This is a genomic window from Stenotrophomonas sp. YJH_SMC_21 (assembly GCF_059369555.1).
In genome coordinates, this window is the sequence record NZ_JCAFSU010000003.1 from 1 (window position 1) to 16,803 (window position 16,803).

General features: G+C 64.9%; 22 protein-coding genes. 14 read left to right on the plus strand and 8 right to left on the minus strand.

The genetic code is table 11. The features are described 5' to 3' along the window. The first annotated feature begins 174 nt into the window (after positions 1–174). A complete protein-coding gene (locus AC5P67_RS05405; RefSeq protein ID WP_111193337.1) occupies positions 175–396 on the plus strand; it encodes a hypothetical protein in 222 nt (73 codons plus the stop codon). A gap of 251 nt (positions 397–647) precedes the next feature. Here AC5P67_RS05405 and AC5P67_RS05410 read toward each other — a convergent pair whose 3' ends face one another. Beyond that, positions 648–1,064, minus strand: coding sequence for a hypothetical protein (locus AC5P67_RS05410; RefSeq protein WP_146256487.1), 417 nt, complete (start codon positions 1,062–1,064; stop codon positions 648–650). 233 nt (positions 1,065–1,297) lie between these two features. Here AC5P67_RS05410 and AC5P67_RS05415 point away from each other — a divergent pair, with 233 nt between their 5' ends. The 3 genes from AC5P67_RS05415 to AC5P67_RS05425 are packed head-to-tail and all read left to right on the plus strand — an operon-like array spanning position 1,298 to position 2,095. After that, on the plus strand, positions 1,298–1,438 hold the full coding sequence (locus AC5P67_RS05415; RefSeq protein ID WP_181453179.1) for a hypothetical protein: 141 nt from the start codon (positions 1,298–1,300) through the stop codon (positions 1,436–1,438). Next, positions 1,435–1,755: a hypothetical protein gene (locus AC5P67_RS05420; RefSeq protein ID WP_111193339.1), complete on the plus strand. Its 321-nt coding sequence runs from the start codon at positions 1,435–1,437 to the stop codon at positions 1,753–1,755. The genes AC5P67_RS05415 and AC5P67_RS05420 overlap by 4 nt, the downstream gene beginning before the upstream one ends. Next, positions 1,748–2,095 (plus strand): hypothetical protein, encoded by a 348-nt coding sequence (locus AC5P67_RS05425; RefSeq protein WP_111193340.1) that lies wholly within the window; start codon positions 1,748–1,750, stop codon positions 2,093–2,095. Before AC5P67_RS05420 ends, AC5P67_RS05425 begins: the two co-directional genes overlap by 8 nt. A gap of 11 nt (positions 2,096–2,106) precedes the next feature. Here the strand turns inward: AC5P67_RS05425 and AC5P67_RS05430 are convergent, their stop codons facing one another. After that, positions 2,107–2,751 carry a hypothetical protein gene (locus AC5P67_RS05430; RefSeq protein WP_146256488.1) on the minus strand — a complete coding sequence of 215 codons (645 nt, stop codon included), beginning with the start codon at positions 2,749–2,751 and terminating at the stop codon, positions 2,107–2,109. A gap of 130 nt (positions 2,752–2,881) precedes the next feature. Then, the gene (locus AC5P67_RS05435; RefSeq protein WP_111193342.1) at positions 2,882–3,184 is read right to left on the minus strand and encodes a hypothetical protein; all 303 of its coding nucleotides are present in this window, start codon (positions 3,182–3,184) and stop codon (positions 2,882–2,884) included. A 41-nt stretch (positions 3,185–3,225) separates the two neighbouring features. On the opposite strand from AC5P67_RS05435, the gene AC5P67_RS05440 reads away from it, so the two are divergent. From AC5P67_RS05440 to AC5P67_RS05450, 3 genes are all read left to right on the plus strand, one after another. Continuing rightward, positions 3,226–3,504 (plus strand): hypothetical protein, encoded by a 279-nt coding sequence (locus AC5P67_RS05440; RefSeq protein WP_111193343.1) that lies wholly within the window; start codon positions 3,226–3,228, stop codon positions 3,502–3,504. Further along, positions 3,501–3,752, plus strand: coding sequence for a helix-turn-helix transcriptional regulator (locus AC5P67_RS05445; protein WP_111193344.1), 252 nt, complete (start codon positions 3,501–3,503; stop codon positions 3,750–3,752). Before AC5P67_RS05440 ends, AC5P67_RS05445 begins: the two co-directional genes overlap by 4 nt. A 214-nt stretch (positions 3,753–3,966) precedes the next feature. Next, positions 3,967–4,449, plus strand: a complete 483-nt coding sequence (locus tag AC5P67_RS05450; protein ID WP_111193345.1) for a hypothetical protein — start codon at positions 3,967–3,969, stop codon at positions 4,447–4,449. Positions 4,450–4,462: 13 nt separating this feature from the next. Here AC5P67_RS05450 and AC5P67_RS05455 read toward each other — a convergent pair whose 3' ends face one another. Then, the gene (locus tag AC5P67_RS05455) at positions 4,463–4,924 is read right to left on the minus strand and encodes a methyltransferase family protein (protein ID WP_024956434.1); all 462 of its coding nucleotides are present in this window, start codon (positions 4,922–4,924) and stop codon (positions 4,463–4,465) included. Positions 4,925–5,077: 153 nt separating this feature from the next. Between AC5P67_RS05455 and AC5P67_RS05460 the strand changes: the two genes are divergently transcribed. From AC5P67_RS05460 to AC5P67_RS05485, 6 genes are all read left to right on the plus strand, one after another. After that, positions 5,078–7,099, plus strand: a complete 2,022-nt coding sequence (locus AC5P67_RS05460) for an esterase/lipase family protein (protein ID WP_024956433.1) — start codon at positions 5,078–5,080, stop codon at positions 7,097–7,099. A gap of 84 nt (positions 7,100–7,183) precedes the next feature. After that, positions 7,184–8,056, plus strand: a complete 873-nt coding sequence (gene hchA / locus AC5P67_RS05465; protein ID WP_012479797.1) for a glyoxalase III HchA — start codon at positions 7,184–7,186, stop codon at positions 8,054–8,056. Between the two features lie 5 nt (positions 8,057–8,061). Beyond that, positions 8,062–8,766 (plus strand): PA1136 family autoinducer-binding transcriptional regulator, encoded by a 705-nt coding sequence (locus AC5P67_RS05470; RefSeq protein WP_012479796.1) that lies wholly within the window; start codon positions 8,062–8,064, stop codon positions 8,764–8,766. A gap of 87 nt (positions 8,767–8,853) precedes the next feature. Next, on the plus strand, positions 8,854–9,087 hold the full coding sequence (locus AC5P67_RS05475) for a hypothetical protein (protein WP_006433851.1): 234 nt from the start codon (positions 8,854–8,856) through the stop codon (positions 9,085–9,087). A gap of 134 nt (positions 9,088–9,221) precedes the next feature. Beyond that, the gene (locus AC5P67_RS05480; protein WP_005409117.1) at positions 9,222–9,464 is read left to right on the plus strand and encodes a hypothetical protein; all 243 of its coding nucleotides are present in this window, start codon (positions 9,222–9,224) and stop codon (positions 9,462–9,464) included. A 156-nt stretch (positions 9,465–9,620) separates the two neighbouring features. After that, the gene (locus AC5P67_RS05485) at positions 9,621–10,475 is read left to right on the plus strand and encodes an endonuclease/exonuclease/phosphatase family protein (protein ID WP_060380172.1); all 855 of its coding nucleotides are present in this window, start codon (positions 9,621–9,623) and stop codon (positions 10,473–10,475) included. A 19-nt stretch (positions 10,476–10,494) separates the two neighbouring features. Here the strand turns inward: AC5P67_RS05485 and AC5P67_RS05490 are convergent, their stop codons facing one another. Next, the gene (locus AC5P67_RS05490) at positions 10,495–10,758 is read right to left on the minus strand and encodes a hypothetical protein (RefSeq protein ID WP_060380179.1); all 264 of its coding nucleotides are present in this window, start codon (positions 10,756–10,758) and stop codon (positions 10,495–10,497) included. A 139-nt stretch (positions 10,759–10,897) separates the two neighbouring features. Here AC5P67_RS05490 and AC5P67_RS05495 point away from each other — a divergent pair, with 139 nt between their 5' ends. Next, positions 10,898–11,275, plus strand: a complete 378-nt coding sequence (locus AC5P67_RS05495) for a VOC family protein (protein ID WP_005409114.1) — start codon at positions 10,898–10,900, stop codon at positions 11,273–11,275. Positions 11,276–11,316: 41 nt separating this feature from the next. On the opposite strand, the gene AC5P67_RS05500 is transcribed toward AC5P67_RS05495, so the two are convergent. The 3 genes from AC5P67_RS05500 to AC5P67_RS05510 all read right to left on the minus strand — a co-directional run bounded on the left by AC5P67_RS05500 (position 11,317) and on the right by AC5P67_RS05510 (position 16,704). Then, positions 11,317–12,738 carry an efflux transporter outer membrane subunit gene (locus AC5P67_RS05500; protein WP_043035475.1) on the minus strand — a complete coding sequence of 474 codons (1,422 nt, stop codon included), beginning with the start codon at positions 12,736–12,738 and terminating at the stop codon, positions 11,317–11,319. Next, complete coding sequence (locus AC5P67_RS05505; protein ID WP_043035476.1) at positions 12,732–13,469, minus strand: SDR family oxidoreductase; 738 nt, start codon at positions 13,467–13,469, stop codon at positions 12,732–12,734. Before AC5P67_RS05505 ends, AC5P67_RS05500 begins: the two co-directional genes overlap by 7 nt. 64 nt (positions 13,470–13,533) lie before the next feature. Then, entirely contained in the window at positions 13,534–16,704 is a 3,171-nt protein-coding gene (locus AC5P67_RS05510; RefSeq protein WP_005409111.1) for an efflux RND transporter permease subunit, read from the minus strand. Positions 16,705–16,803: the final 99 nt, after the last annotated feature.

The window sequence follows — 16,803 nt, forward strand, 5'->3', positions numbered from 1 at the left end:
CCGCTGCCAAGGGATGCCGGTACCGCGCCAGCGTCATGCCCGGTACTGGCCGGCCACCACTAAACGCCGCGCCCGGCAGCTCCGGGCCAGCGGCAACACCGTCAACCAGATCAGCGCCGCGCTGGGTGTCCCGTTCGGGACCGTGCGCCGCTGGGTCTACGAAGGAGCCGCAGCATGACCAGCATCCACGTGAAGCCCGTCTTCAGGGGCGCGACCGACCGCGAGAAGGACCAGGCCCGGCAGAAGCTGGCGAGCGACATGGCGCGCTTCGAAGCCGGCGGCGGCAAGGTCGAAATCCTGGGCACAAGCGGCATCGACAAGAGCACGATCAGCCGCAGGCAGGTGGTTGAATGCGGCGACGGTCGCCGCAGTGCGAAGAAGGCAACGCAGGCATGAGCCGACACATCGCCCGCCGCGAGCCCAAGGAGACGCTGGGATTCGCCTGGGGCCGGTTCCCGACCGCCGACGGCAGCACCATCACCTGGCGCCTGTACCGCCGCGACCAGCGTCGTGCGCTGCACATGCACGCGGAGACCTTCTTTGCCCATGAGGGCCGTGCGGTGATCCTCGAACACCTCCACCTTGCCGCTACCTGCGCGACAAGGTGGACTACATCGACCTGGTTGCGATGGGAGTGGCCGCGTGAATCAGTCGACACTCCCCTCGCGCGACTCATCAGAGCTCTTCTTGATCTTCCTCTCAGCGGTGGCAGCTGCATCATTTGCTGCCTTCACGTCCAGCAGCGCGTCCAAGAGAGCGCGTCCAACGGTGCTGGTCATTCTGTTCCAGTCTCTGTCGGCAGGTGGGTGAGCGAAATGCTCAGCACCCAACTGAAACTGCTTGGTTGTCTCAATGGCGATAACCACTTTGGCAGCCAAATTCAGGTCTACAGCTGGCCACTTGGTGAGATCCACTTCTCGGCTGGTCAAGGCACTAAGCGCCCGGCTCAGAACGAGGAATCGCTTACGCACTTTCCCCTCTTGCTCAAGCATGGATTCAACGGCCCACGAAACGTTCGTGTCGTGGAAAGGGTACTCCTCCGCGATCGTGTTCAGCTTGACCAAGGCAGATATCAAGTCTTTTCTGTACGCCATAGCGAAAAGCGCATCTGCCTTCTTTCTCACAAGCGCGCGGCTAACCGCAGGTCCACAGAGCGCTACTACAACCGCGGCACACGTTCCGACAGCAGCCCAGGCATCCCAGTTCACTTCGCACTTTGCGCCTAGCGGCCAGCAACGGACGAACGTCCACCACAAAAAATCACCCATAAAACCTCCCTGTTTGAATCAATTCTGCCATGAACCACATCCATTCGAACGACCGGGTCTACGCGTTGGAGCGCGCCCTGGCCGCCGCCGTCGCTCAGGGCGAGGACCGCAAGGTGCAGGACGACCTGCGCGAAATCTTGGCCGAAGCCCGGCGCGAGGCCCGGGGATGACCGGCCTGGTGCTGGTGCCGGCGCGGGAGGATCCGGGCATTCCGGCCCGGATGCGGCAGCCAACGAAGGACGCCTATCGGCAGTGGCTGGCCCAGGCCAACGAACGCATCGAGCAGCTGCAGGCCGAGGTGGCCGAACTGCGCGCCGGCGGCAGCACCAGCACCACCCGGCCCGGCCTGGTCGCTGACCTGGTAACGGCCGCAACTGCCCTCGGGCACCACGAAACGCTACGCAGCAGCAGCGACAGAACCATCGACTACTGGCGCACGCGCGTTGAGCAGCTGCGTGCCGAACTGACTGGAGAGAACCATGGCTGAGATCACCCCTATCCGAGACCAGCACGCGAACAACGGCATGGCCGCCGGCGGCCGTCCGATTCGCATCCCCCGCTCGATCGACAGCGTGCGCTCGCACCTGAAGCGCCATCTGCTTGAGGAAGGCAAGCGCATGCAGGACCTGGCCGACGCCTGGGGCTGTTCGAAGCACAACGTCTATGACCTGTTCTATCGCGACCGGCCAATTTCCCCGCAGCACATTGAGTTGGCCGCGGAGATGCTCGGCCTGGACGAATTCGACACCAACGAACTGCGCCTACTCGGGGCCCGCGAGGCCGGCTGGCACATCGACACCAACTTCCTACTGGAGAAGCAAGTATGAGAAATCAGAGACTACGCAGTGGTTTGCGCTCTGTGCCACTTATCTCTTTCCACTCCCGCATTTCCCATCAGGGCCATGCCAAGCAGCAACGCATTCTCAGACGCATCCTCCAGTTCGACATTGAGCCAAGTCGAGAGCTCCACACGCAATGCAAAAAGGCTCACACAGACTGCCTTGTACCAGTCTATTTCGCCTCCCAAGTTGCACGTCTCACCAGGCTGAATTGGTACGACGAATACGCGTCTTTGCCGAGCAGCCGCGAGCATCGCAATACATCGAGCCAGTGCCGCCTCGACATCTTTAGGCAGGAATTCACTGTAAGGAATCAGGTCTGCAACGGTTTGCGGCGAGACCATCGACGAACACCTCGCACATTCTGCGTACTCCCAACTATCCACAGACTCGACGTTGGCGGCAGGTATAAGCATGGCCGCACGAAGGTGGACTTCCTGAATATAGAGATCATCCACCACCACCTTCGCCAGCAGTCTCATCTGCGTCCTGCGCGCATCGCGCGCAAGCCGAATGGGAAGCGCGCCCACAAGCAAAGCGACAACGACCGCAGCGCCTGTTGCCACGGCCGACCAGGCCGTCCAATCAATCGCGCAGGTTTTGCTCAACCACCAGCACTGAGTAACCCCATCCAACACGCTCATTCTCTGATCCGACTCCGAACTGGCCGGCATTCTGCCACGCCATCGCCACGGACGGAGGCAGCCCATGGCTGACCAGCCGCTCACCGCCGCACAGACTCAGCCCTATGAGCGCCAAGGCGAATCCACAGGGCTACGAAGCAGGCGCCCACAGTGCCAAAAGCTGAAGGAGGAAAGAAGCAAACAACAAGATCAACGCGACCTTGCTCATCACGAGGTAGCGCACCTTAAACCAGAAGACCGCGCGCTTTCTACGAGGGTGGTCCAATGGCAAAGCGACACCGGGACTACTGACGTACCCCTCCTTCGTGATCTTCCATCCAGCACTCCCCCAGAAGAACAGCAACACAGCGCTCACCAAGCCAGCCACTTGTCCTGCAATAGTCAGCTGTCGCCCATCGACTCCGATGGCGGCGATCATTTCAGCAATGGGCATAGAAGGGCTCCGGCGAGGTGTCCAGCATGCTGAATCAGTCAATGAAGCCTTACAAGGGCGAAGCAGTGGACTGGACGCAAGATGAGAGCGCTCTGGATGTCGACTACTGCGAAGTCGGCCGGGTGCTGGCCAGCCTGTCGGGAGTGGACCTCGCCAAGGCCAGCAAGGCCACCGTGCGCGCGTGGGAGGCCCGTGGCCTAGCGCTGATCGCACTCTCCCGTGGGGACCGGGCCGAAGCCGGCCGGATCATGGAACCCGTATCGAAACGCCGCCGCGGCACCAGTCTGGCCGCCGACAGGGCACCGAAGGAGGAAGCATGAACGAGAGCACCGCAGTCACACCTAGCCGCCTCCTGCGCCGCGCCGACGTCCTGGCCCGGGTGGGGATTGCTAAGTCGACCCTATATTTGCGCATTTCCGCCGGAACCTTCCCCAAACCGGTCCACCTGGGCAGCTCCGTTCGCGGGGTCGAATCGGAGATCGATTCCTGGATCCAGGACCAGATGGAGCAGCGCGACCAGAGTGGCGAAACCGGGGGTACAAATGGGGGTATCGCGGACGCTGCATAGACCCGAACCCACGCAACTCCAGGGCCTGCGTCGGATCTAAGGTAGAGCCCACCTCCACCATCTGTATGGCCTGTCGAGGCCGCAAGAAGCCGGATCTCCCGTCAATGGAGTTCCGGCTTTTTTGTGCCTGCACGTCGCGCAGGACGCGTGGCGCATAATCGGGATGACACCTCCACACTGCAGCCCCACCCCGCGACCGCCAGAAGGATCTGCCATGAAAGCTTCCCTCACGATTTCCATGCTCCTCACCGCCCTCGCCGCACCCCCAGCCACGCACGCCGCGGCACCGGCCATCGCGCCCCCCGGCACCGCCACGCTGGAAGCCCTGCTGGCCTGCAAGGCCGGCTCGGACTTCAGCGAGGCCGACGCCATCGATGCACTCCAGGCCGCTGGCCTGGCCAGGAAACCGGGTGGCACCTTCGAGCCGGAGGACAAGCCGGTCGCCCTGTTCGGCGGCACCGTCACCAGTGCCGATGTGAACGTGGCCGAGGGCGAGAAGAGCCTCTTCGTCTACTTGAACGGCGTTGACGCCACGCATCTGGCCAAAGCGTGGTCAGTGAACACGGTCAACGAACACGCCAACACGCAGGAACCTTCATACGTGAAGACCACTGACAAGCGCCACACCCTGCACGTGATCGCAGGCGATGACTACGAAGGCTATTCCGCTGCCGTGAAGTGCCAGATCTCTCGATAATGGGTGATGCCCGCTACAGCCAACGCCGCACTCGTTGGCGGAACATCGGATACACGTCGGGGAAGCGGGCCAGCAACGCCCGCTCTTCCGGCATGATCTGCAACCAGGTGATATAGAGCACGAACAACGGCACAGCCAGCAACGCGATCGTGTTCTGCAGGTACAACATTGCGCCAGTGAGGATCGTTGCCTGGCCCAGGTACATCGGATTGCGCGTGTAACGGTACATGCCGCGCGTGACCAGCGCGCTTGATGCCGAAGGGCGCAGCGGATTGACCGTGGTGCGCGCCCGCTGGAACGCAAGCTTCGGCAGCAGGTTCAGCGCCACACCGATCCCAATCACCCCGCCTGACATCAGCGCCCGCATCGGCAGTGGCAAGACCGCCTCCGGCCACAGTCGGCTCCCAAGCCAGCCGATCCCCGCGCACAGCAGCATCACCAGCGGCGGCGGGATCCGGGTCTCAAGCCACGTCATCGCAGTCCCTGCATAACTCCATTCACCCCAGTGTCACACGGAACCGGCTGAATCGCTTGGATGGCAGCGCCTGAGCGCCCCAAACCGACCGCCCGGTATCTTCCGCTTTGACATGCCGACCGCTAGAGTGGCGCCACCGCGCAGGAGGATCGTATGGCAACCACGGGCTTGGGCTTCATCGGCCGCACGACCCTCATCATCACTGTGCTGCTCACCCTGGGCGGCTGCGCCACGTTGCGCCAGTTCGGGCCGTCGGTGCAGGTGGCCTCGGTCACGCCCGGTCAGTACATCGCGCTCAAGCGCGGTGACATCCTCACTTCCGGCAAGCTCAGCGCGGCGACCACGGAGACCTTGCGGGTGGCCGGCCTCGATGAAGGCGTATGCGCCAAACCGGGCCTGCCCTGCATCGAGGCGATGGAAAGCAGCATCGTGGTGCGCGAGGAAGACAAACGCTCCAGCCTGGCCGAGTTGTGGCTGCAGTATGCGATGACCCTGCCGGCGCCGAAGCGTGAGTACTCGGCATCCGGCCGCGCCAAGAGCGCGATCACCGAGCTGGATGCCGATTTCCAACCGCGCCTGGATGCGTGGATGCAGGTCGCGCGCCAGGCCTATGCCTATCTTTTCTTCACCGAGCGCACCGCCAACCAGCGCGGCTTCGAAGATCGCCAGACCCAGGTGCGCGACTACTACAACCTGGCCGTGCAGGAAGCCTCGGTACAGCTGTACGACGCCTATGCCACGGGCCGCGTGCACGGCCAGGCCAACCACTTCCAGCTGGGCCGCTGGACCTTCGTGCTGGCCCCTTCAGGCGAAGCATCACCGCTGGATACGCGTACCCCTACCGAACTGGTACCGGCGGCCTCGCTGTCGTTCACTGGCACGCTGCGCAGCGTGCATCGCCGCGATGGCTTCGGTGCCGAGCTGGTGGCGGTGATGAACGATCCGGCTGGCAGCACGGCCACCCCGCCTTCGGCAGCGACGCCCGCCGCGCAGGCAAGCACCTCGGCCGCGCAGAGCTGGAGCGAGATGCCCTCCCCTTCGATGACGGTGCTGCTGCGCTTCTCGGGAAAGAACCTGTGGGAAGTGCTGCACGACGACGAGCCGGAGCTGGAGATCCACGATCCCTACCAGGTCACGGAAGTCACCCTGCATGGCCAACAGGTTCCGCTGGCCGCGAACTTCACCGCCGGCTATGCGTTGTGGCTGGCCCGTTCCAACTTCAGCCACCAGTCGCTGCGCTCGCTTTTCGGTGGCAAGGGCGGCATCGACACGCCGCACCTGTACATGATGCAGCCCTACGATCCGAACCGCCGCGTGCTGCTGATGATCCATGGCCTGGCCAGCAGCCCGGAAGCCTGGGTGAACGTCGCCAACGAACTGATGCGCGACGACGAGATCCGCCAGGACTTCCAGGTCTGGCAGTTCTACTACCCGACCAACATGCCCATCGCGATGAGCCACGATGCGATGCGTCATACGCTGTCCGAAGTGCTCAAGCATTTCGACCCCAGCGGCAAGGCGCAGGCTTCGCATGACATGGTGCTGGTCGGGCACAGCATGGGTGGCGTGATCGCGCGGCTGATGATCTCCTCTTCCGGCGATCATCTGGTCGACACCCTGCTGGAGACTGCGCAGATGACGCCGGCACAGCGTGAACTGCTGCGTACCAAGGGCGCACCGGTGCTGACTTTCCTGCCGGAACCGGAAGTATCGCGCGTGGTATTCATCGCCACGCCACACCGCGGCACCGACGTGGCGGGCACCCGCCTGGGCCGCTGGATCGGTCGCCTGGTGCGGTTGCCGCTGACCGTGCTGGAAGACGTCGCCACCATCGCCAACGACGGCCAGATCGACCGCAATGATGGCAAGCACGGTTACCAGATGAACAGCATCCAGAATCTGGACAAGGACGATCCTTTCGTCCGCGCGGTGGCCGACCTGCCGATGTCGCCGAAGGTGCACTACCACTCGATCATCGCGCGCGCCAAGGCCGATGGGCCGCTGGAAAAGACCGACGACGGGCTGGTGCCCTACTGGAGCTCGCACCTGCCGCACGCGGATTCGGAGAAGGTGATCGTATCCGGGCACAGCGTGCAGGAAGCCACGCCGGCCATCGTCGAACTGCGGCGGATCCTGCATGAAGACATGCAGCAGCATTCGGCCACGGTGAAGTAGCTGCGCGCGGCTGAGGGAAAACCCTCATCGCCAGTACGCATCAGCCCTTCTATGCTGGATTCCACCACCCCACTGGAGGTCCGCATGAACACGCAAGAGCCCAGCCGCCAGCCCAGCCCCGACCCGGCCGAGCGCGATGCCTTCTTCCCGTCGCCCTACTCGCTGTCGCAGTTCACATCGCCCAAGAGCAACCTGTCCGGTGCCGACTATCCGGACGCACGCCGCGATGGCCGCTGGAAGGTGCTGATGATCGCTGCGGACGAACGCTATCTGCCCACTGCCAACGGCCACCTGTTCTCCACCGGCAACCATCCGGTGGAAACCCTGCTGCCGATGTACCACCTGGACAAGGCCGGCTTCGACATCGATGTGGCCACGCTGTCGGGCAACGCCGCCAAGTTCGAGTGGTGGGCGTTCCCGCGTGAGGACACGGAGATCGGTGGACTGTACGAACGTTACGAGTCGCGCTTCCGCCAGCCGCTGCCGTTGGATGAGGTGGTCGCCGGGCTTGCTGCGGATTCGGACTATGCCGCAGTGTTCATCCCCGGCGGCCATGGCGCCCTGATCGGACTACCGCAGAGCCGTGCAGTGAAGGACGTCCTGCACTGGGCGATGGCCCAGCAACGCCACATCATCACCCTGTGCCACGGCCCGGCCGCACTGCTCGCTGCAGGCGTGGACGAGGCCGACGGCGGTTCGCTGTTCCGCGGCTATCGCATCTGCGCCTTCCCCGATGCGATGGACCGGCAGACGCCGGAGATCGGCTACATGCCCGGGCAACTGCCGTGGTTCTTCGGTGAGCGCCTGGCGCAGCAGGGCGTGCAGATCGTCAATGACGGCATCGATGGCAGCGTGCTGCAGGACCGCCTGCTGCTGACCGGCGACAGCCCGCTGGCCGGTAATGCGCTGGGCAAGCTGGCCGCGCGCACGCTGCTCAACGCCCTGGCCGGGCGCTGAACCGGATGACCGCGCTGGTGCAGGCATTGCTGGAAATGGAACGCGCCCGTTCGCTGAGCGCGGTGGGTGCGGTCCTGCGAGGCATCGCGGCACCACTCGGCTACGACCGCGTGCTGGTGTTCGCCACCGGCACCGGGCTGGAGCGCGGTACACAACGCGTGTACTGGATCGAGGGCGACTGGTTCGGCGATGGCAGCGATACCGACCTTGCGGGCTACCTCCACGCCTGCCCGGTCAATCGCCACGTGCTGGACAGCGACGCGCCGTTCTTCTGGAGCAAGCACCAGGGCGTTCGCGGCGAACGCTACCAGATAGTGAAGCAGCCACGCGGCGAAGGCCTGCATGGTCTGCAGGTGCCGGTGTTCGGCACCACCGGCCTGGAGGGCGCGATCAGCGTTGCCGGTACGTCGATCGACGCGTCGGCCAGCGCGCGCCTGCAGCTGGCGGCTGCTGCAACCGCAGCATTCCGAGCCGCACGCCATCTGGTCGAATCGCCTGCCGAGCTTTCGGGAAGCGCGTTGAGCACGCGCGAGCGCGAAGTGCTGCGCTGGGTTGCCGCCGGGCGCCGTCAGGCTGAGATCGCGGCCACGCTTGGGCTTTCCACGCGCACGGTGGAGAACCATCTGCGCCACGCGCGCCAACGCCTGGGGGTGGCAACCACCGCGCAGGCGGTACGTGCTGCCAATCGACGCGGCGAGATCGAGGACTGATCGCGGCGAGGCACTTCCGGCGGTTTGGCTCGCGTGTTACACACGCCATGCGCATGTGCGCGATTGCAGAAAGCAAGGATGATGCTTATGAAACTGCAACTGGCCGCGATGGCCGCGTTGGTGGTGGCAACTGCAACCCTGGCTCCGGTGGCGGACGCCAACACAGGGGTCCCGAGAGAGAATGTTTCCTGTGTGCCAGTGAATGTGGATCGCAACCGCGTCCACCACCACTGCACGGAAACCTACACCGATGAATTCGGCAACGTCTACACCGCCGAATACTGGATTGACGAGTACGGCAACCCTTACCTGCGCGACTGAGCCGGGTGGAGACCGCGTCGGGCCGCCAGCCGGGCCGGCGCGTACGCAGCAGCTGCCGCACGGTCGCCTGATCTACCGGGGGTAGTTGCATGACACCGCGCAGATGCGCGATTGCAGACACAAGGATGATGCCCATGAAACTGCACCTGGCCTCGATGGCCGCACTGATGTTTGCCGTGGGAGCTCTCTCCACGCCGTCCCAGGCCACCGCCGGCGGTGGTGGCGGTGGTCCGGAGAACACGAACTGCGTCCGGGTCAAGATGGGGCCCTATTACCATCAACGTTGCGAAGTGACGTACTTCGACGAGGACGGCACTCCCTACATCCGGGTGTACTGGATTGACCAGAATGGCCAGTGGTACCTGCCTGCCGACTGAGCACCCATGACCTCCTGATCGCGCCCGCGCGATCCGCCGGGCGGCGCTTTCACCGCCCGTCCGGCATCTCCCAGTCGCCCATCCCGGCATACCGCTGCCCCCACCTTCCATGGCATGCTCCATGAAACCGTTTTCATGGAATGGAGGGATTCCACGATGTTGTCGCGTTTCCGTCGCCCCGCGCTGTGTGCGCTGCTGGCGCTTGCGCTGCCTGCCGCCGCCTGGGCTGCTGCACCGGCGCCACTCAAAGTGATGTCGTTCAACGTACGCACCCCGGCCGATACCGAACCGGGCAAGCGCTGGCCCGACCGCCGCGATGCCATGGTCAAGGTCATCCTCGATGCGCACCCGGCTGTGATCGGCACCCAGGAACTGGTGAAGGAGCAGGCCGACTACCTGTCCGAACACCTGCCCGGCTACCGCTGGTTCGGCGAAGGCCGCCGTGGTGGCAGCGGTGACGAACACATGGGCGTGTTCTACGACAGCAAGGTGCTGGCCATCGAGGAGTCCGGCAACTTCTGGTTGTCCGATACGCCCGACGTACCCGGCAGCATCACCTGGGGCAACCTGTACCCGCGCATGGTCACCTGGGCCCTGTTCCGCCGCCTGGACGATGGCCGTCGTTTCTATTTCATGAACACCCACCTGCCCTACCGCGACGAGGATGAACCGCGCCGGGTGAAGGGTGCCGAGCTGATCGGCAAGCGCGTGGAAGCCCTGCCGGCCGATCTGCCGGTGGTCCTGACGGGTGACTTCAACAGCGAGCCCGGTGGTGACACCTACAAGGCATTCACCCGCCTGCTGCAGGACACCCGTACCCAGGTGAAGGTTCCGCAGGGGCCACGCCTGACCTTCCACGATTTCACCGGCAAGGCCACCGTGCAGCTGGACTGGGTGCTGGTGCGTGGCTTCCATGCACGCAGCTTCCTGACCGATGACCGTCGCATCGACGGCGTGCTGCCGTCGGATCATTTCCCGCTGGTGGTCGAGCTGGACTGGCCGAAGCACTGAACCTGTACGGCAGCCGCAGCTACGGCTGCGGCTGTCGCGACATCAGCCGGTACAGCGCCTGATGCTGGTTGCGTGCCTGGCAGATGCGGGCACCGACCGCCAGAAACACGGAGATGCCGATCAGGCCCAGCCCCAGCATCTGGTCCGGCAGGCGCATGAAGCCGATCGCAGCCGCCATGGTAGCCAACACCATCAGCACTACGACCGCTACCGACAGCCCTGCGCCAGGCGGTCCCGGATCACCAAACAGCATGCGCTGGGTATCACGTTTGTCGTCGCTCATCGCCATCCCTCCCGGAATCTGCCCCACTAGTTACACCGCAGGCCCCGGTTCTGGCAGAGTCAGAAACGTCATGACTGTGACAACGTCCACAGCACGCGACGCGCTACCCTTCCTCCATTCCCGATCTGCGGAGGACGTCATGGCGCACCAGAGCCGTCTGGCCGGATTCATCATCGACTGCCAGGACACGCCCGCTGACGAAGGCGCACGCTTCTGGGCGGCCGCCCTCGGTCTGCAGGCGCAGCCATCGTATGGCGAAGATGGCGCCGAGTACGCCGACCTGCAGGGCGCACCCGCAGGCCTGAACGTGGAAGTGCAACGTGTCGCTCACCCCTCACGGGTGCACCTGGACATCGAGAGCGACGACATCGATGCCGAGGCAGATCGACTGGAAAAACTCGGCGCGCGCCGGATCGGCTTCGTCAAACGCTGGTGGGTGATGGAAGCACCCACCGGCCATCGCTTCTGCATCGTGCGCATGCGCGAGCGCGACACACCGGCCAATCATTGGCCCTGACAGAAGAAAGGGACGGAAGCCACTGCTTCCGTCCCTTGCGGTTACTGCACCTGCGCCACGCTGGGTTGCTGCGGCGATTGCCCCCAGCCACCCAGCGCCTTGTACACGCCCACCACGCTGACATTGACCTCGGACTCAGCCGCCGCCAACGCATCGTCGGCCGCCAGCTGCGTGCGCTGCGCATCCAGCAAGGTCAGGAAGTCTTCCGAGCCCTCGCGGTAGCGGATCTGCGCCAGCGACTCAGCCCGGCGTGCCGCCTGCGCCTGCTCGACCACGATCGCCAGCCGCGCCTGCTGCTTGGAATAGCGGGTCAGCGCGTTCTCGGTGTCTTCCAGCGCCAGCAGCACGGCCTGCTCATACTGCGCCGCCACGCCCTCGGCTTCAGCCTTGCTGGCACGCAGGCGTGCACGCACGGTGCCGAAGTCGAACGCGGCCCAGCTCAGCGACGGCGTCAGCGACCAGGCCTTGTTGTTGCCATTGACCAGGCCACTGGCGTCGCCGCCAAGGAAGCCGACGAAACCGGACAGTGACAGCCGCGGGAACAGGTCCGCAGTGGCCACGCCCACCCGCGCGGTGGCAGCGGCCAGGCGACGCTCGGCCACGCGCACGTCGGCGCGTTGGCGCAGCAGCTCGCGGGTATCGCCCAGCGGCAGCGCCTTGGCAAATGCCGGCACGTCGTGCGGCGCAAGCATGGCGGTCAGCGTTTCCGGACGCTGGCCCAGCAGAACCGCCAGGCGATTGCGCGACTGCGTTTCGGCCACTTCCAGCAGCGGAATATCGGCCTCGATCGCCTTCAGCCGGGCGCGACTGCTCTGCACGTCCAGCTCGCTGCCGGCGCCCAGCTCCCAGCGCGCCTCGGTCAGCTTCTGCGTATCGCGCAGGTTGACCAGGGTGTGCTGGGCCACCGCGATGCGCTTCTGCGTACCGCGCAGCTCGAAGTAGTTGCGTGCCACTTCGGCGGCGACCAGTACCTGCGCATCGGCCAGGTTGGCCTGCTCGGCGTCCAGGTCGGCGCGCGCGGCTTCTGCTGCACGGCGCTTGCGGCCGAACAGATCCAGCTCCCAGCCGGCATCGAAGCCGAGCTGGTAGCTTTCACTGAACACCCGCTGCCCACCCAGCTGCGGATCGGGTTGCTTGCGGCGGTCGTAGCTGCCGCCCGCGGTGATGTGCGGGGCCTGGTCGAAGCGGCTTTCGACGAACACCGCGCGGGCCTGGCTGACGCGGGCCACGGCCACGCGCAGGTCCAGGTTGTCCGACAGTGCGCCGTGCACCAGTTCTTCCAGCACCGGATCATCGAACTGCGCCCACCAGCTGGCCACCGGCGAGGTAGTGCTGAACACCGGCTGCTGCGCCCCCTGCAGCACCACCGGTTCCTGCACCGGCGCCTTGTAGTTCGGGCCGACGCTGACACAGCCCGCCAGCACCAGGCTGGAGACGGCCATCGCCAACGTGCGGATCACCATGGCAGCACCTCACCCAGGTAGGTGAAGCTGCCGCTGGCACCGGATTCACCGATGAGTGCCATTTCCACGCTGGAGCGTGCACCTTCGCTGATTTCGATCTCGCCGTTGCCACCGTTCATGTCGGTCTTGACGTAGCCCGGATGCACGGTATTGACCTTGATCGGCGTGTTGCGCAGTTCGTAGGCCAGGCTCAGGGTCCAGCTGTTCACCGCGGCCTTGGAGGCGTTGTACGCCGGAATCTTGAAGTCATAGATGCCCGAGGAGGGATCCGCGTGCAGGGTCTGCGATCCGAGCATGCTGGACACATTGACGATGCGGCCGGACTTGGCCTGCTTGACCAGCGGCAGGAATGCCTGGGTGACCGCCACCAGCGCATACACGTTGGTGTCGAAGGTGCGCTTCCAGGTCTCGAGCGATTGCTCCGACGGCGCCTGCGCGGGATTCTCGATCATGATGCCGGCATTGTTGACCAGGATGTCGAGGCGGCCATGGCGCTGGCGTACCTGCTCGACCGCTTCGGCGATGCTGGCCGCGTCGGTCACGTCCAGTTGCAGGGCTTCGACCGGCAGGCCTTCAGCCTGGAGCTTCAGCGCCAGCTCAACGGCGATCTCACGCTTGCGACCGGCCAGCAGCGTGTGCACGCCCGCCTGGGCCAGCTGGCGCACGGTTTCCAGGCCGATGCCACGGGTGGCGCCGGTGACCAGCGCGATCTTGTTCTGATGGGTATTCATGGATGCATGCCTTGTGAGGGGGAAGCCGCCGCCGGCCATTGACCGGCGGCGACGGGGTTCCATGTCAGTGGTGGATGGTCGGCTCGCCGTGCTGCACCAGCTGGCCACCACCGTTGCGGGTGACGAACTTGCGCAGGGCCACGTAGAACACCGGGGTGAGGAACAGGCCGAACAGGGTCACGCCCAGCATGCCGGCGAACACGGTGATACCGGTCACCGAGCGCACCTCGGCACCTGCACCGTGCGACAGCACCAGCGGCACGGTGCCGGCGATGAACGCGATAGAGGTCATCACGATCGGGCGCAGGCGCAGGCGGCAGGCTTCCAGCGCAGCTTCAACGATTCCCTTGCCGCCCATCTCCAGTTCTCTGGCGAACTCGACGATCAGGATCGCGTTCTTGCACGCCAGGCCCATCAGCACCACCAGGCCGACCTGCACGAACACGTTGTTGTCACCGCCGGTCAGCCAGACGCCGAACAGCGCGGACAGCAGGGTCATCGGCACGATCAGGATCACCGCCAGCGGCAGCGACCAGCTCTCGTACAGCGCGGCCAGCACCAGGAAGGCCAGCATGATCGCCACCGGGAACACGATGAAGGCGGCCTTGCCCTGGGTCGCCTGCTGGTAGCTCAGGTCGGTCCATTCGGTGGTCATGCCCACCGGCAGCACCTTGCCGGCGATCTCGGTCAGCTTGGTCATCGCCTCGGCCGAGGACAGCAGGCGCGGGTCGGCTTCACCGGCCAGGTCCGCTGCCGGGTAGCCATTGAAGCGCAGCACCGGGTCCGGGCCGAAGGTCTGCTTGATGGTGACCATCGAACCGATCGGCACCATCTCGCCGCGGTCGTTGCGGGTACGCAGCTTGCCGATGTCCTCGACCGTCTCGCGGAACGGACCGTCTGCCTGGGCGATCACCTGCCAGGTACGGCCGAACTGGTTGAAGTCGTTGACGTAGGCCGAACCCAGGTAGGTCTGCAGGGTGTCGAACAGTTCGGTGAGCTGCACGCCCTGTGCCTTGGCCTTGACGCGGTCGACCTCGGCATCCAGCTGCGGCACGTTGGCCTGGTAGCTGGAAATCGGGAAGGCCATGCCCGGCGTCTGCGCCACGGTGCCCTGCATCGCCTGCACCGCATTCTGCAGCGCGCCGTAGCCCAGGTTGCCGCGGTCCTCGATGAACATCTGGTAGCCGTTGCCGTTGCCCAGGCCGAGGATCGGCGGCGGCATCATCGCGAAGGCGAAGCCTTCCTGCAGGCCGGCGATCTTCTGGTTGATCTCGGCATTGATCTGCGCAGCGGTACGGCCATGACGCTCGGCGAAGGGCTTGAGCGGAATGAACGCCACACCGGTATTGGGCGTATTGGTGAACTGCAGCGCGTTCAAACCCGGGAACGAGATGGTGTGAGCCACGCCATCGGTTTCCTGGGCGATCTTGGCCACCTTGCGCAGCATTTCATCGGTACGCGCGATCGACGAACCTTCCGGCAGCTTCACGCCGGCGATCAGGTACAGCTTGTCCTGGGTCGGGATGAAGCCCGGCGGCACCAGCTTGAAGATCACGCCGGTACCGACCAGCAGGATCGCGTAGACCACGAACACCGCGCCACGTCGGCCGAGGATGCGGGCCACGCCACGCTCGTACTTCTCCGAGCTGGACTTGAAGAAGCGGTTGAACGGGCGGAACACCCAGCCGAACAGGCGGTCGATCAGGCGGCTCGGGCCATCCTTCGGTGCGCCGTGGGCCTTCAGCAGGCGCGCGGCCAGGGCCGGCGACAGGGTCAGCGAGTTGATCGCCGAGATCACCGTGGAGATGGCGATGGTGACCGCGAACTGCTTGTAGAACTGGCCGGTGACACCGGACAGGAACGCCATCGGCACGAACACGGCACACAGCACCAGCGCGATCGCCACGATCGGGCCGGACACTTCGCGCATGGCCTGGTGGGCCGCGGCGGTGGGCGACAGGCCTTCCTCGATGTTGCGCTCGACGTTCTCCACCACCACAATCGCGTCGTCGACCACGATGCCGATCGCCAGCACCAGGCCGAACAGGCTCAGCGTATTGATCGAGAAGCCCAGCAGGTACAGCGCGGCGAAGGTACCCACCACCGACACCGGCACGGCGATCAACGGGATGATCGAGGCACGCCAGGTCTGCAGGAACAGGATCACCACCAGCACCACCAGCGCGATCGCTTCCAGCAGCGTGGAGACCACGGCCTTGATCGAGTCGCGCACGAAGATGGTGGTGTCATACACCGCTTCGTACTTCACGTCGGCCGGCATGGTCTTCTGCATCTCGTCCATCGTCGAGATGACCTGGTCACGGATTTCCAGCGCGTTCGCACCCGGCGACTGGAAGATGCCGATACCGACCGCGTTCTTGCCGTCCAGCTGCGAGCGCAGGGTGTAGTCACCCGCACCCAGTTCCAGGCGGGCCACGTCGGACAGGCGTACGATCTCGCCATCGGTGCCGCTCTTGAGCACGATGTCGCCGAATTCCTTTTCGGTCTTCAGCCGGCCCTGGGCATTGATCAGGGTCAGGAACTTGCTGTCCGGCAGCGGTTCGGCGCCGAGCTGGCCGGCCGACACCTGCACGTTCTGCTCGCGCATGGCGCGCACCACGTCGCTGGCGGTCAGGCCGCGCGAAGCCACCTTGTCCGGATCCAGCCAGGCGCGCATGGCGTAGTCGCCACCACCGAAGATCTGCGCATCACCGACGCCCGGAATGCGCGCCAGTGCATCCTTGACGTGCAGGCGGGCGTAGTTGCGCAGGTACAGGGTGTCGTACTTGCCTTGCGGGGAGGTCAGGTGCACCACCATCAGGAAGGTCGGCGACTGCTTCTGCGTGGTCACGCCCTGCCGGCGCACGTCCTCGGGCAGGCGCGCCTGCGCCTGCGCCACGCGGTTCTGCACCTTCACCGCCGCTGCGTCCGGGTCGGTGCCCGGGCGGAAGGTGACGGTCATCTGCAGCACGCCGTCGGAACCGGCGACCGACTTCAGGTACATCATGCCTTCGACGCCGTTGATGGCTTCTTCAAGCGGCGTGGCGACGGTCTCGGCGATGACCTTGGGGTTGGCGCCCGGATAGACCGTGCGCACGACCACCGACGGCGGCACCACTTCCGGGTACTCGCTGATCGGCAGGATTGGAATCGTGATCAGGCCTGCGGCAAAGATCACGATCGACAGCACCGCCGCGAAGATCGGCCTGTCGATGAAGAAACGGGAAAAGTCCATGGAGGAATTCCTGGGAAAGGCATTCGGCGGGCAACAGCCACCCTGCCCCTCGCCGAAATGACGAAGGCAGGGAAGGCTGCCGCTGGCGCCGGCAGCTAA